12 protein-coding genes are annotated in these 14,565 nt (G+C 66.6%); 3 read left to right on the top strand and 9 right to left on the bottom strand.

Translation table 11 applies throughout. From position 1 onward, the window contains the following. Positions 1-12: 12 nt before the first annotated feature. The 5 genes from ACVDHE_RS13390 to ACVDHE_RS13370 all read right to left on the bottom strand — a co-directional run bounded on the left by ACVDHE_RS13390 (position 13) and on the right by ACVDHE_RS13370 (position 4,644). The gene (locus ACVDHE_RS13390) at positions 13-1,272 is read right to left on the bottom strand and encodes a putative DNA modification/repair radical SAM protein (RefSeq protein ID WP_458884840.1); all 1,260 of its coding nucleotides are present in this window, start codon (positions 1,270-1,272) and stop codon (positions 13-15) included. Position 1,273: 1 nt separating this feature from the next. Continuing rightward, the gene (locus ACVDHE_RS13385) at positions 1,274-1,399 is read right to left on the bottom strand and encodes a hypothetical protein (protein WP_325227666.1); all 126 of its coding nucleotides are present in this window, start codon (positions 1,397-1,399) and stop codon (positions 1,274-1,276) included. Positions 1,400-1,536: 137 nt separating this feature from the next. Then, positions 1,537-2,943, bottom strand: a complete 1,407-nt coding sequence (locus ACVDHE_RS13380; RefSeq protein WP_458884839.1) for a hypothetical protein — start codon at positions 2,941-2,943, stop codon at positions 1,537-1,539. Then, entirely contained in the window at positions 2,940-3,479 is a 540-nt protein-coding gene (locus ACVDHE_RS13375) for an RNA polymerase sigma factor (RefSeq protein WP_458884838.1), read from the bottom strand. Before ACVDHE_RS13375 ends, ACVDHE_RS13380 begins: the two co-directional genes overlap by 4 nt. Positions 3,480-3,609: 130 nt before the next feature. Next, positions 3,610-4,644: a threonine aldolase family protein gene (locus tag ACVDHE_RS13370; protein WP_458886184.1), complete on the bottom strand. Its 1,035-nt coding sequence runs from the start codon at positions 4,642-4,644 to the stop codon at positions 3,610-3,612. Between the two features lie 237 nt (positions 4,645-4,881). On the opposite strand from ACVDHE_RS13370, the gene ACVDHE_RS13365 reads away from it, so the two are divergent. The 3 genes from ACVDHE_RS13365 to ACVDHE_RS13355 all read left to right on the top strand — a co-directional run bounded on the left by ACVDHE_RS13365 (position 4,882) and on the right by ACVDHE_RS13355 (position 8,042). Further along, positions 4,882-5,403: a DUF4358 domain-containing protein gene (locus ACVDHE_RS13365; RefSeq protein WP_458884837.1), complete on the top strand. Its 522-nt coding sequence runs from the start codon at positions 4,882-4,884 to the stop codon at positions 5,401-5,403. Positions 5,404-5,482: 79 nt separating this feature from the next. Continuing rightward, positions 5,483-6,910 carry an MBOAT family O-acyltransferase gene (locus tag ACVDHE_RS13360; RefSeq protein WP_458884836.1) on the top strand — a complete coding sequence of 476 codons (1,428 nt, stop codon included), beginning with the start codon at positions 5,483-5,485 and terminating at the stop codon, positions 6,908-6,910. 16 nt (positions 6,911-6,926) lie between these two features. Next, the gene (locus ACVDHE_RS13355) at positions 6,927-8,042 is read left to right on the top strand and encodes a DHHW family protein (RefSeq protein WP_458884835.1); all 1,116 of its coding nucleotides are present in this window, start codon (positions 6,927-6,929) and stop codon (positions 8,040-8,042) included. Positions 8,043-8,129: 87 nt separating this feature from the next. Here the strand turns inward: ACVDHE_RS13355 and ACVDHE_RS13350 are convergent, their stop codons facing one another. The 4 genes from ACVDHE_RS13350 to ACVDHE_RS13335 all read right to left on the bottom strand — a co-directional run bounded on the left by ACVDHE_RS13350 (position 8,130) and on the right by ACVDHE_RS13335 (position 14,512). Continuing rightward, on the bottom strand, positions 8,130-8,564 hold the full coding sequence (locus tag ACVDHE_RS13350) for a rhodanese-like domain-containing protein (RefSeq protein ID WP_213038489.1): 435 nt from the start codon (positions 8,562-8,564) through the stop codon (positions 8,130-8,132). A gap of 75 nt (positions 8,565-8,639) precedes the next feature. After that, entirely contained in the window at positions 8,640-13,103 is a 4,464-nt protein-coding gene (locus tag ACVDHE_RS13345; RefSeq protein WP_458884834.1) for a M56 family metallopeptidase, read from the bottom strand. Further along, complete coding sequence (locus ACVDHE_RS13340) at positions 13,100-13,477, bottom strand: BlaI/MecI/CopY family transcriptional regulator (RefSeq protein WP_325227687.1); 378 nt, start codon at positions 13,475-13,477, stop codon at positions 13,100-13,102. The genes ACVDHE_RS13345 and ACVDHE_RS13340 overlap by 4 nt, the downstream gene beginning before the upstream one ends. Before the next feature lie 180 nt (positions 13,478-13,657). Then, entirely contained in the window at positions 13,658-14,512 is an 855-nt protein-coding gene (locus tag ACVDHE_RS13335; protein ID WP_213038486.1) for a sugar phosphate isomerase/epimerase family protein, read from the bottom strand. Positions 14,513-14,565: the final 53 nt, after the last annotated feature.

The following is a 14,565-nucleotide window of genomic DNA, read 5'->3' as shown; positions in this document are numbered from 1 at the left end:
GGGGAACCTCTCTCAGGCGAACAGGGACAGCTGTTCCATCTCCGGCTGGGGCAGGGAGGACCGCTCCGCGGCGATGAGTCCCCGCAGCAGACTGTCCGGCGTGAAGCGCAGGCCCTCAGCCATTTTGCCGGAGGCGGTGAGGAAGTACTGAGCCCGCTTCATCACCACGCCCAGCCGTTTCAGGTCCTCCACCCGCAGCCGCCGGACCCGCCGGGAGGCCAGGATCCGCTTGGCGGAGACCACGCCAACGCCGGGGATCCGCAGCAGCGTCTCATAGTCGGCGGTGTTGACCTCCACCGGGAAGAAGTCCAGATGGCTCAGGGCCCAGGAGCACTTGGGGTCCACCAGGGGGTTGAAATCCGGGTGGGCGTCGTCCAGCAGCTCCTCCGCCCGGAAGCCGTAAAACCGCAGCAGCCAGTCGGCCTGGTAGAGCCGGTGCTCCCGCAGCAGGGGCGGCTTGGTGTCCCTGGAGGGGAGGAGGGTGTGCTCCACCACCGGCACGTAGGCGGAGTAGAACACCCGTTTGAGCCGGTACCGGTCGTACAGCCCCTGGGTCAGCCGCAGGATGTGGAGGTCGGAGTCCGCCGTGGCGCCCACGATCAGCTGGGTGCTCTGGCCCGCCGGGGCGAAGCGGGGGGCGTGGCGGTATTTCACCAGCTCCTCCCGGCTCTGCTGGCCCCGGGTCCGGATCTGGTCCATGGGGGCCAGGATGGCCTGCTTGGTCTTGTCCGGAGCCAGGGCCCGGAGGCCCGCCTCCGAGGGCAGTTCGATGTTCACGCTGAGCCGGTCCGCCAGGAACCCCAGCTGCTCCACCAGCTCCGGCGATGTGCCGGGGATGGCCTTGGCGTGGATGTAGCCGTTGAAGCGGTATGTTTCCCGCAGCAGATGCAGGCAGCGGATCATCAGCTCCGTGGTGTAGTCGGGGCTGCGCAGCACACCGGAGGAGAGGAAGAGCCCCTCGATGTAGTTCCGGCGGTAGAACTGGATGGTCAGGTCTGCCAGCTCCTCCGGGGTGAAGGCGGCCCGGCGGGTATCGTTGCTGCGGCGGTTGACGCAGTACTTGCAGTCATACACACAGCAGTTGGTCATCAGGACCTTCAAAAGGCTCACGCACCGCCCGTCGGCGGAGAAGGAGTGGCAGCAGCCCGCCACGGAGGCGGAGGTATTGCCGATATAGCCCTTCCGGGAGCCCCGGTCCCCGCCGCTGGAGGTGCAGGCGGCGTCGTACTTGGCGGCGTCCGTCAGGATCTCCAGCTTGTCCAGGACATCCATGTCACCGGACGGCGGCCCGGCGGTGAGAGTGCCGGGCAGGGCGCTCGATGGCGTCGATGACGCGGAAGAGCTGGGCAGTCAGATAGGTCACGCCCACCAGAATGAAAAACAACGTCCAACCGGTCATGGATGACTCCTCCTTTTAGTAGAACTCTTGTTCGAGCATCAGTATAACTCGAACAGACGTTCTTGTCAAGGAGAAATCGAACAAAAATTCGATTGTAGAAAAAACAGCCGCCGCCCTGTGTGGGCGGCGGCCTTCGGTTACGTTTCCAGATCTTCCGCGTACTGTGGCTCCAGGGGATAGGTGCTGTAGCTCTGGCTCTCCAGATCGTTCAGGATACCCACGATGGGCTGCTCCGGCAGCGGCGCGTAGGGGTACAGGTTCCGCAGCGCCTGGGTCTGGTAGAAGAGGATGGTGACGCCATAGATCCAATCGCCGGGGAAGACAGCGGAATAGACGTACCAGCCCTGGCGTTCCGTGGTGAAAAGAGGGTAGCTGAACAGCGCCGTATCGATCTCTTTATCCCCGAAGAAAGACGTGCGGACACTCTTTTCCAGAGGAAGCTCCGCCGCAAAGGCAGTTCCGTCTTTCTCCCAGAGGATCTGTCCCGCCGCATCTGAAACGTGGGCGTAGCTGCTGTGAGACAGGGAGATTTGGTTCTGAAGCACAGACCGCGGGGTATCCACCGTGAAAAAGTGGTAGCAGCGGAAGGTGCGCCAGCCCGTCTGCACCTGAATGTCCGTATAGCGGACGCCGTTGTCGGTGGAATCCCCCCAGGCGTCCGGGTTCACATAGCAGCCTGACGCGCCGGAGAGCTTGGCGATCTCATTCTCCGGCAGCAGATCCAGCCACTCCTCCGGGAAGCCCAGGGCAGTGAGATCGGCCCGGATGGCGGCGGTCTCAGCGGATTCGAAAGTTTGTTCGACCGGGCGTGCCTCCACCGGCAGGTGATTGGAGGCCAGGCTGAGGACCGCCGTCAGGACCGCCAGGGACAGCAGGTACGCCGCCGCCAGCTTTCCGCCGCCGATCTTCACCGGCGCGGCCCGGACGGCGTAGCCCCAGCCGTCCAGGGCGGCGGAGAGCCGCAGCAGGGAATGGACGATGCAGACAAAGGCGGCAAGCATGGCCAGACCCACTGCCCAGCCGGGCTGGGGCCATAGGACGCCCAGCAGAGCCACCACCGCATACCATCCAAGGGCCCACAGGGCCGGAGCGGCCGCCCGCCGGGGCTGCCCCACCTCGTCGGCGGCCCGGACCAGACCACGCCAGAGACACAGGAACAGCACCGCCGCCTTAGCCAGGAACGCCAGACCTCGGAGCCACAGGGGGAGCCAGTCCGGATCCAGGCTGAAGGGCGTAGCTGCCAGGGCAGTATTGCCGTAAAGGTAAATCACTTGATAGATGCTGATAAACCAGCAGAATCGGAACCAGATGTTGTTGCGGCGCAGGCTGCGCAAGCCCAGGACCAGCAACATGGTGCCCAGAGCCGGCAGCAGGTAGGAAAGATACCAGAAATTCAGCGTAACGGAAGTCAGGCACAGGCCCCACACCACCCTGCCCATGGCGGCGCGGAAGGGGGTCACGGCCCGGACGGTCTCCTCCGGCGGCGGCAGCGCCGACAGGGAGGTAGCCAGGGCACAGTCGAAGTCGTCCCAGCGGTCGGTCACGGCGCGTCACCTCCCAACTCCCGGCGCAGACGCAGTCGCAGGCGGTAGAGCCTGCCCTCTGCGGCGCGCTCCGTCATACCCATCTCCGCAGCGATCTGGGCTACGGGCTGCAAATAGTAGTAGCGGCGGTAGAAGAGTTTCCGGTCTGTCTCGCTGAGGCGGGCGATGGCCCCCTGCAGCCGCTCCGCCTGCTCTTGGCGGAGCAATGCGTCCTCGGGGGTGTCGCCGTGGACCGTCTCCGCCTCCGGCTCCGCCAGATGCCGCTGGCGGCGGAGCTTGGCCTTCAGGTGGTTCAGCGCGGTGTTCCGGGCCAGGGCGGTGAGCCAGGCGGTGAGGCTGCCCCGGGCCGGGTCGTAGTCTCCCAGGCGCCGCCAGAGGAGCTCCGTCACGGCGGAACAGCAGTCCTCGGCGTCCTGGGGATCCCGGAGGACGCCGCCCACCACGTACCGCAGCAGGGGACCGTAGCGGACAAGCAGGGCCTCCATGGCGGCATTCGGGTCCCGGTCCAGCAGGTCCAGCAGCGCGCGGTCGTCCATGGGCAGCCCTCCTCTCCGTAAAATCGCTTCTATGATACCATACAACGGGACAGGGGGAAAACCCACGAAAAAATCCCGGAGGAGCGGAAAAAAGCCGCTCCTCCGGGAAGCCGGTCCGGCAGAGGACCGGTCAGTTCTCGCTCAGGATCTCGCCCAGGTCCGCCAGCAGCTGCTCCACCGCCTCCGGGGGCGTGGCCCAGCTGGTGACGAAGCGGACGCAGGTGTGCTCCTCATCCACGGCGTGGTCCACCTCGAATCCGTAGCCTTTGGCCTCCAGGGCCGCCACGGCGCCGTTGGGCAGCACCGGGAACTGCTGGTTGGAGGGGGAGGGCACCGGGAAGGGAACCCCCAGAGCCGCCATGCCGTCCCGCAGGCGGACGGCCAGGGCGTTGGCATGCCGGCCCAGGTCGAAGTAGAGGCCGTCTTTGAGCAGCGCCTCGAACTGGATGCCCAGCAGCCGCCCCTTAGCCAGGACCGCGCCCCGCTGCTTCATGTGCCAGCGGAAGTGGTCGTGGGGCCGGGCGAGGATCAGGGCCTCGCCGAAGAGGGCGCCGTTCTTGGTGCCGCCGATGGTGAAGGCGTCGGTCAGGGCCGCCAGATCCGGCAGCGTCAGGTCATTGCCCTCCGCCGTCAGCGCCGAGCCCAGCCGGGCGCCGTCCAGATAGAGGAAGAGGCCGTGGTCGTCGCAGCAGCGGCGCAGGGCCGCCAGCTCCGCCCTGGTGTAGATGGTGCCGATCTCCGTGGTGTCGGAGATGTAGACCAGCTTGGGCGCGACCATGTGCTCCGTGCCGTTGTGCTGCGCCAGAACGGACTCCACCAGTTCCGGCGTCAGCTTGCCGTCGGGGGCGTAGGCGGTGCAGACCTTGTGGCCGGTGGCCTCGATGGCGCCGGTCTCGTGGACGTTGACGTGGCCGGTGTGGGCGGCGATCACCGCCTCGTAGGGCGCAAGATGCGCGGCGATGGTGATGAGGTTCACCTGGGTGCCGCCCACCAGGAAGTGGACGTCGGCCTCCGGCGCGGCGGTGAGGCGGCGGATGGTGTCCGCCGCAGCGGCGCAGTGGGGGTCCAGACCGTAGCCCACGGTCTGGGTCAGGTTGGTTTCGGTCAGGGCTTCCAGGATGGCGGGATGGGCCCCCTCGCTGTAATCGTTGCGAAAGCTGTGCATGTTTCGTTCCTCGCTCTCCGGGGCGGAGGCCCCGCGTGTGTGGGCGGCCCGGCGGGCCGCCTCGTCTATCGTACCGCCGGGCGGAGGCAAAAGCAAGAGCGGAGGCGGCTGAAAAACCGTTAAAAGAAAAAATTTTGGAAATACTGTTGGGAAGAGGGGAACCTTTTAGGGCGCCCCTGCGTCTGCATATCCGGAAAACAACAAGAGCGCCTGACGGCGCGGAAGGAGATCAAGATGATGAAAAGAATGACCCTGTTCCTGCTGTCCCTGTCCATGACGGTGGGCCTGCTGGCCGCCTGCGGCAGCAAGACCGACGAGTCCGGCGCCGCCGGCACCGACGTGGACCTGGAGGCCCTTTACAATGGCTGGGCCGAGACGTACAATTGGACTGAGGACGCCCAGAGCGGCGGGGAGAACACTCTGCTGCTGATGAACGTGGAGGGGGATTCCCTGGAGGGCTTCTATCCCGGCCTGTCCGAGCTGGCCACAAAGCAGCTGGTGGCCAAGGCGCCCATGATCAGCACCGTGGTCAATGAGATCGTGCTGGTCCAGTGCGAGACCGAGGCCGACGCCGCCAAGGCCGCCGCCATCCTCCAGGAGCGATCTGACGCCCAGGCCGAGGGCGGCGCCTTCTACCCCGAGTCCCTGGAGGCCTGGGGCCGGGCCACCGTGCTTCAGCAGGGCACCTATGTGGCCCTGATCGCCTCCTCCGAGCACCAGGAGGACCTGGAGACCTCCTTCAACGAGCAGTTCGCCTGATCCCATCACAACGACACGACTCCGCCGGGGGCCGCGGCCTGCGCCGCGGCCCCTGTGACGGAGCGGAAGGAGGACCGGAATGGTTTTCAGCAGTCTGACCTTTTTATTCGCCTACCTGCCGCTGACGCTGCTGGTGTACTTCGCGGCGCCGCTGCGGTGGCGCAACCTGGTGCTGCTGGTGGTCAGCCTGATCTTCTACGGCTGGGGAGAGCCGGTGTACATCACCATCATGGTCCTCTCCATCCTCATCGACTACTCCCACGGCCTGCTGGTGGAGAAGTACCGCCACAACGACAAAAAAGCCCGGTGGTTCGTGGCCCAGTCGGTGATCTTCAACCTGTTGCTGCTGGGCTTTTTCAAGTACGGGACCTTCCTGGCGGAGAACCTGTACCTGCTCACCGGCATCCAGATCCCCCAGAGCGTCACCTTGGCGGGGCTGACGGTCCCGCTTCTCGGCATCCCGCTGCCCATCGGCATCTCCTTTTACACCTTCCAGACCATGAGCTACACCATCGACGTCTACCGCCGCGACGCCCCGGTGCAGCGGAACATGGTGGATTTCGGTGCCTTCGTCACCATGTTCCCCCAGCTGATCGCAGGCCCCATCGTCCGCTACAAGACCGTGGCGGCGGAGCTCAACCGCAGGACCCACGCCTCGGAGCAGTTCGCCCTGGGGGCCAGGCGCTTTTGCGTGGGCCTTGCCAAGAAGGTGCTGCTGGCCAACGCCGTGGGCAAGCTCTGGGACGAGTGCCTGGCGGCCCAGGGGGCCGGGACGCTGACCGCGGCGGCGGGCTGGCTGGGCCTCGTGGCCTTCGGCTTTCAGATCTACTTCGACTTCTCCGGCTACTCCGACATGGCCATCGGCCTGGGGCGGATGTTCGGCTTCACCTTCTGCGAGAACTTCGACCACCCCTACTGCGCTGCCTCCGTGACGGAGTTCTGGCGGCGGTGGCACATGTCCCTGACCACCTGGTTCCGGGAGTATCTGTATATCCCCCTGGGGGGCAACCGGTGCGGCACGGCCAGGACGCTGCGGAACATCCTGATCGTGTGGCTTTGCACCGGCTTCTGGCACGGGGCCAGCTGGAACTTCGTGCTGTGGGGCCTGTACTTTGCCGCCTGGCTGATTTTGGAGAAATACGTGTTCCGCTCCCTGCTGGAGCGGACCCCGGCGGCGGTGCGGCATCTCTACACGCTGCTGGTGGTGCTGGTGGGCTGGGGCCTCTTCGCCATGGAGGACCTGAGCGTCTGCGGCGGATACCTTGCCGCCTGCTTCGGCGCCGGGGACCTCTGGAGCGCCGCCGACGGCTTCCGCCTGCGGAGCTACGGCCTGACCTTGTTCGTCCTGGCCCTGGCGTCCACGCCCCTGGGCGGGCGCCTGTGGGCCAGGCTGCCGGAAAAGGCCGACCGGGTGCTGACGCCGGTATTGATGCTGGCGGCCCTGGTGCTCTCCACCGCGTATCTGGTGGACGGCAGCTACAATCCCTTCCTGTATTTCCGGTTCTAAAGAGGAGGCAGAGACCATGACAAAAGCATACAGCCGCGCCGTCACGGCGCTGTTCTGCCTCTTTCTGGGGGGGCTTCTGGTGTGGCACGTGCTGCTGCCGGACCGGGACCGCTCCGAGGTGGAGAACCGGACCCTGGCCCAAAAGCCGGAGTTTTCCTGGGCGGCGCTGAAGGACGGCAGCTACACCGCCGCCGTGGAGGCGTACTTCGCCGACCAGTTCCCCCTGCGGGACGAGTGGACAGGCCTGAAGGCCCGGGCGGAGCAGCTGATCGGAAAGCACCTGTTCAACGGCGTCTACCTCTGCGGCGACACCCTGATCTCCAAGGTGGAGGCCCCCTCCGACGGCCTGGACGAGAAGAACCTGGGGTATGTGGCCCAGCTGGCGGACAAGACCGAGGCCCCGGTGTACCTGGGCCTCATCCCCTCTGCGGCGGAAGTCTGGTCCGATTTACTGCCGGAGGGCGCTGAGAACTTCGACCAGGCGGCGTACCTGGACCGGGCGGCGGAGCTGGGCCTTCCCATGGTGGACTTCCTGGGCGCTCTGGAGACCCACGCCGGTGAGCCCGTTTTCTACCGCACCGACCACCACTGGACCACCCTGGGGGCCTTCTACGGCGCCAACGCCCTTTTGGAGGCGATGGGGAAGGAGCCCCTCTCCCAAGGGGACTTCGCCCCGGAGACCGTGACGGAGGACTTCAACGGCACCCTTTACTCCACCTCCGGCGTCCACTGGCTGACGCCGGACACCATGGAGTTCTGGGTGGAGGACGCGGGTCTGGAGATCACCTCCTGGCGCACCGGCGCGCCGGAGCCCGGCGTCCTCTACGACCGCAGCTACCTGGAGCAGAAGGACAAGTACTCCGCCTTTCTGGGGGGCAACCAGCCCCTGTGCGTCATCCGCAACGAGGCGGCGGCAGGGCAGGGGAAGCTCCTGCTGATCCGGGACTCCTACTCCGACGCCCTGGCGCCCTTCCTGGTCCAGCGGTTCGAGGAGGTCCACCTGCTGGACGCCCGGTACTACCGGGCCCCGGCCTCGGCGTACGCCGCCGACAACGGCATCGACGCCGTGGCGGTGGTGTACAGCGTCCCCAACTTCATCACCGACCGGAATCTGGTCCTGCTGGGCCAGTGACCGCAATGACAACGCCGCTCGCGCTTTTGGCGCGGGCGGCGTTTGCTGTGTGTGCGGCGCGGACAAAGCCTGTCCGTTGGGGCGTCCTCAGTCGGTGACGGTCTCCCCGTCCCAGGCCAGGATGCCGCCGGCAAGGTCCGTGATGTCCTCGTAGCCCAGCTCCGAGAGGATCTGGGCTGCCTCGGCGCTGCGGTGGCCGGTGCGGCAGTAGACCACCAGCGGCGCGTGCTTGTCCGGCAGCAGGACGGTCAGGTCCCCGTCCGTCAGGGTCTCCACCGGCAGGCACACGGCCCCGGCCAGATGGCCCTGGTCGAACTCCTCCTGGGTCCGCACGTCCAGGATCACGGCGTTTTCCGCCGCCAGCAGGGGAGCGGCCTCCTGGATGGGGACGGTGCGCCAGGGCTCCCGGTTTTTCGCCGGGGCGGCGTCCCGGTGCTCGGCGGTGCGGAAGCGGTTTCCGGCAAATTTCAAAACGGCCGCGCCGAAGCAGATCACGGCGGCCAGCAGCAACAGCTGTTCCATAAAAAAACCTCCTGTTTCGGGTATGTCTGACAGTATACCCGAAACAGGAGGAAAAGGGAAGTCCCTTTCAAATGTTCAGCTCTCCAGCACCGTCAGGGAGACGGTCCGGGCGGCCAGGTCCACCTCATAGCAGTAGGTGCCCGCCAGGTGGAGCAGGGTCTGGCCCTCGTTGGTCACCGCCAGGTCGGAGAAGGTGACGGTGTAGACGAAGGTCCCGCCGGTGAACTCCATGGTGTCCGGCTTGGCAATGTTCACCTCGTTGGACCGGGGCAGGGGCAGATCCGCCATGGTCCCGTCGGGAAAGCGCAGGCACAGGCTGTACTGGTCCACGTGGGGCGTGCCCACCCACTGGCCCAGGGCGGCCAGGCAGTTCTGGCCCTCCAGATACCGCCCGGTGGAGACGAAGGCCGTGCCCTGGGGGATCCCGGTGTCCGCCGCCCAGGCCAGCCGCTCGTCGTAGGTCATCTCGTCGGCATAGGTCTCCAGGGCCTGCCCGGAAAACTCCACGTCCGAGGGCTGGAAGGCCGCGGCGGGCACGGAGCCGGTGAGGGCGGTGAAATGCTTCACGGCGTCTTGCCGGCACTGCTCCATCAGCTCGTCCGCGATGGCCGTCACGGTGTCGGCGTCCAGCTCCTGCTCGGCGGCCTCCGGGGGGAACTTCTCCCGCAGGTCCCGGCCATAGGACGCCCCGTCGCCGGGGGTCCAGTACTCCGTCAGCCGCCAGGCCCCACCGTCCCAGGTGAAGGTCAGGGCGGTGGGGATGCGGTCGCCGCCGGACATGTCATACCGGCCGTCGGTCAAGGTAAAGGTGGCGCGCCAGGCCGTGAGATACACGGTGCAGGTCTCGCTGCTCTCCTCCCGGGCCAGGACCCGGTGGGCCTCGGTCTGGTAGACCAGAGAGTCCTCCGTCTCCTGGGCCGGATTGACCCGGGCGTAGTCCGCCAGCAGCGCCGCGCGGATGGCGCCGTCCGTCAGCTCCTCCGCGGGAGCGGCGGGATCCGCCTCCTCCACGGGCTTCTCCGGGGTGACGATCAGGGCGCCGGTGTAGCGGTAGCAGCCGTCGGCGTCAGGGCAGAGGGGATTGGGGGCGATGTCATTGCGGACCAGGAAGTCCTCCAGCACCTGCTGGGACTGGGCTTTCAGCGTGGCGTAGGACACGCAGCTGTTCAGATCCTCCTCCAGGAACTGCACGTCCGTGGGGGTGGAGAGCAGGTACAGATACGCCTCGTCGGAACCGATGAGATAGCTGGAGGCCCCCAGGACCCCGGAGCCGTCGGCACCGGGCCAGTTGTATTCAAAGGACTCCCGGGTAAAGGCCGACAGGTTCCACACCAGCCCCATGCCCGGGCTCTGCCCGTGGGCCGTCCGCTCATAGAGGGAGAACACCTGGACCGGCGTATCGGAGGAACCGCCGGAGTAGACCTCCGCCAGCTCCTCCCAGCCGGCGGGCGCCTGAAGGGAGAGGCCCAGCCGGGAGTTGGTCAGGATACTGCCGCCGGACGCCATCCAGCTGTCCACAGCAGTGCAGAGAGCCGCCCACGCTCTTTGCGCCTGTGCCGACAGCGTCTCCGCCTCCATCTCCGAGGCGCAGGTCTCAAACTGTTCCCGGGCCGACGCGGCGGCCTGTGCCAGGGCGGCGATGGCCTGAGCCTGTTCCCACACGGCATGCTGGCCCAGCCGCTCCAGGAAGGCGGCGCGCTGGACCTCCAGCATCTCCAGCAGGGTCTGACCCGGCAGATACGCCAGGGACAAAATGCCCAGATCCGAGAGGGTGTTGATGAGGTCGGAGCGGAACAGCTCCGTGCCGGGGGTCCCCACCGGCCGGGACTCGTGGAACAGATAGGTCAATCCGCCGTGCTCCTCCACCCCGAAGTAGAAGTAGTCGCTGTCGGGATACCCGGCGCTGACCCAGCCGTCCTCGGTCATGTAGCGGCTGCCCGCCAGCACCACCGCGTCCGGCGTGGTGGTGTGGAGCTGGCAGTTCAGCCGCCAGATCTCCACCAGCAGCCCCGCCGTCTCCTCATAGTAAGGGCCGTCCACGGACAGGATGCGCCAGTCGTCGTACACCACCGGCGCGGGTTCGAACTCGCCGTCCACCAGCAAAAAGCCCTCCTCCGGCGTCTCGTAGAGGCCCCTGACATAGATTTTGCACCGCTCCAGCACCTCCGCCGGAATGTCCACGTCCTCGGCCACATGGTCCGTATAGGTCCGCTCGTCCCGGTAGACCAGGAAGCGGTCCCCGTCAAAGAACAGCCAGCGGAAGGCAGTGCCGCTGCGGCTGTCCGCGCCGGGAATGGGTACGTCGGCCCAAAGGGGCAGGAACCGCCCGGCGGCATCCCAGCTGTCAAAGGCCAGCTGCTCCGCCTCGGGCCAGGCCTCGCCCAGCAGGGCCGTCAGATCCGCCTGATACAGCCTGCCGCCGCGGCGGAAGAACACCTGGGCCGTGGAGCCGGAGGAGGCGCACAGCTCCATCTGGCCGTCGCCGTCCAGATCGATGTAGGAGGCGGTGCCGTAGACCCGCGCCAGCAGAGCGGGCCCACCGCCGGAGAAGAGGCCGTCGTCAAAGATATAGTAATCGCTGACGGTGACGGCCTCGCTGCTCCCCGGCAGCTGGTCGGGGTAGGAGATCACCACGCCGTCGTAGCCCAGCACGTCCCGGAAACCGCCCAGGGTGATGCCCTCCTCACCCGGGAAGGTGAAGAAGCAGCGCTTTTCCCCGTCGTACACCGCGTCCAGCAGGGAGGAGACGGGGGCATAGGAAGCGAGGACGCTGCCGTCGGTGGCGCGGTAGATCTCCACCGTCACCTGGTCCCACAGGTAGAAGTCCAGCCCCTCGTCCAGGTCCCCGGTGCGTACGCTCACTGCGGCCGCCTGGGGCTCATAGGCCGTGAGGTCCGACACCGGCAGTGTCAGCGCCGGGTCCCAGGCCGGGTAGGCCGTGGGGATGGCGGGCATATCGCACAGCCGGTGGGAGACGAAGTGATAGCTGCCGTCGGCCTGCTCCTCCAGGGTGACGCAGGCCCAGCTGTCCACCAGCTGATCGCCCAGGAAGGACCCGTAGGCGTCGTAGTAGAGGCGGACGGTGTCGCCCCGCCGCTCTCCGGCGGAGAAGGTCACCGTCAGGGCGTTGGTGTCGCCGTGAAAATCGTAGTAGGCGTCGGTGCTCTCCAGATAGGCAAACTGGTCCAGCCCCACCTCCCGGGTCCGGGAGAGGGTCAGCCCGGCGTACTGCTCCAGCACCGCGTCGGCCCCGTCTGCGGAGACCTTGATGAGGTCCGTGCCGAGATCACCGCCGGCGGCCTCCGCCGCCATCTGCCGCTCCGCCTCGTCCACACCCTCGGTCTCGCCGGTGCCGTTGTAGAACAGCTGGTAGAGGTCGATCTCCTCCGGGGCGTCGTACAGGGAAGTGAGGAATTGATTGGGAAGGCAAAGGGCCTCGTCCTGATTGAACCACTCCTGGTTAAACCAGTCCAGCTCCTGGCTGGTCAGGGACCGGAACCCCGCGCTGCTGTCGGCGCCGGTGAAGGTCACGGCGCAGATGCCCGCCGCCAGGGCCAGCACAGCCAGCACGGCCGCCGAGCGGGTCTGGCGGTCCTCCGCGATCCGGGCCACCCGGTCCCGCAGCTGCCGCTTTCCCGCCGTCATGGTGGTGGCGGAGAGCAGCGGTGCGCCGGGCCCCCGGCGCACCGGGATCAATGCCAGCAGGGTCTGACCGTAGGACACCCGCTCCCCGGGGCCCAGAGCCGCCAGGGCCGCCTCGTCGCAGGCCAGCTCCCCGTCGGTCTTGGAGACCGCCGCCGCCAGCCACACCAGCGGGTCGAACCAGTACACGCTCAGGCACACTCCCCGCAGAAGGGCCCACAGGGGGTCCAGATGCCGGGCGTGGGCGCTCTCGTGGGCGATCACGTGGCGCAGCCGCTCCGGCGCGGCCGCGGCGGGGGTGAGATAGATGGCCGGCCGCAGCAGGCCGAACAGGCAAGGGGAAGCCAGGCCCGTCTCCACCAGGTACACGGGGTATTTACAGCCCTCAACACTGTAAGGCGTTCTTGCTTTACGAAGTTTGCGGCTGAAGCGCAGGTTGACAGCCAACAGCCAAACCGCCATGACCGCCATGCCGCCGTACCACACCCAGCGCAGCAAGTCGGCAAGGTCCACCTGCCGCGCGTATTCCACCTCGTGGATGACGTCGCTGCCGTCTGTGAACACATGGGTGTTGTCCGGGGAGGACTGACCGACAGCCAGAGGGGCGTTGGGCGCGGGGGTGCTGTTCAGGATCTCGCCCCCCTCGGGCCCGATCACGGTCTCCCGAACAGGGGAGAGATAAAGCGCGCGCTCCACCTCCAACTGCTGCACCACCGGCTCCGCCGCGGCCAGCAGGGAGAACTCCGCCTCCGGCAGGCTGGCGGGGATCAACAGCCGCGCCAGCACCAGCAGCCACAGGGCGTACTGGACCCGGCGGGAGATCCGGTTCCGGAAGAGCAGCCGCAGCACCAGCAGCGCCAGGATCAGCGCAGAGGAGGCCAGCAAAATCTCCTTCATCTTCCGTCACCTCCCGCACGCTCCAAAATGGCGGCCAGCTCCGCGATGTCCGCCGCAGTCAGGGCCCTCGTCTCCACCAGGTTGGACACCATCAGTCCCAGGGATCCGCCGTAGACCTTGGAGAGGAAGCTCTCCGTCTCCGCCCGGGCGGCGGCGCCGCGGTCCACGGCGGGAAAATACTGCCGGGCCCGGCCGCCCTCCTGGTGGCGGACGGCTCCCTTGGCCTCCAGCCGGCCCAGCATGGTGATGACGGTATTCTTGCTCCAGCCGGTCTCGTCCTTCACCGCCGCGGTCAGCTCCGTGATGGTCCGGGGCGCGGACTGCCACAGCCGGTTCATCAGCTTCCACTCGCTGTCCGAGAGATTGACGGACATGCGATCGCCTCCTTCTTGGTATACGATTGTCTACCTTATACTCCCACCATACCAGAGAGGTAGACATTTGTCAACCGCAAAATGGTTACAAAAAAGAGACGATGGCGGCCCTGCGGCATCGTCTCACGGCGAAAAAAACGCTCCCCCCGGACCGGAGCGGGCCGGGGGGAGCGCGGGCGATCACTGGGCGTCCAGATAGGCCCGGCGCAGGTTGCGGAGGGTGTGCTTTCCGATCTCCACATAGTCCCGGCCCTGGAAGCCTTTGAAGAAGTAGAATGTCTCGGCGAAGATCCAGCCCTGAAAGCCGATGTCGTGGATGGCGTCCACGGCCTCGGCGAAGTGGGAGTCGCCCTCGCCCAGCACCGTCACCAGCTCCTCCTTCCGGGTGAGGACGCCGAACTCGTTGGCCCGGCTCTCCTTCATGTGGAAGTGGTCGATGCGGTCCCTTCCAAGGGCGCGGATCATGTCGGGGGAGTACCCCGTGCCGTAGAAGATGGGGTTGTTGGTGTCGAAGCAGGCCTTGAGACCGTGACCCACCTCGTCCAGGAAGGGGATCAGCTGCTCCACGGTCATGTCGTTTTCGATGGTGAGGCGGACGCCGTGCTGGGCGCAGATCTTCACGTACTCCTTGAAGTTCTCCTTGATGTTGTTGCGCTCGTTGGCGTCGCGGATCACCGTGGTGCCGATCATGATGCGGGGGATGCCCATGGCCTCGCAGGCCTCGGCGGCCCTGCGGACGGCGGTGCGGCCCTTTTCAGCCTCCCGGCTGTCGGGGTCGAAGTGGTCGTAGCGGCCGCGCAGGTTGCTCATGCTGAACAGCTGAAAGACTTCCAGGGAGACGTTGTACTTTCTGGACGCCTCCAGATACTGCTGCTGAATACACTTCTGGTTCAGCGGATAATTTTTCTCGCACCCGTAGAGATCGCCGATGCAGATCCCGTCAAACCCCGCCTCGCCGGCCAGCCGGATGGCCGGCGGGCCGGGGAAGGGGTAGCAGAAATCGAAGGTGCCAAACTTGTACTGCAATTTACTCATATCGGTCGTGCTCCTCTTTGGGGAAGTTCCGGGGCCGGATAGTCCAGCGGCCC

The sequence above is a fragment of the Dysosmobacter sp. Phy genome, assembly GCF_054476235.1.
The sequence above is the reverse complement of the archived record's forward strand: the minus strand, read 5'-3'. Positions and strand labels throughout refer to the sequence as shown.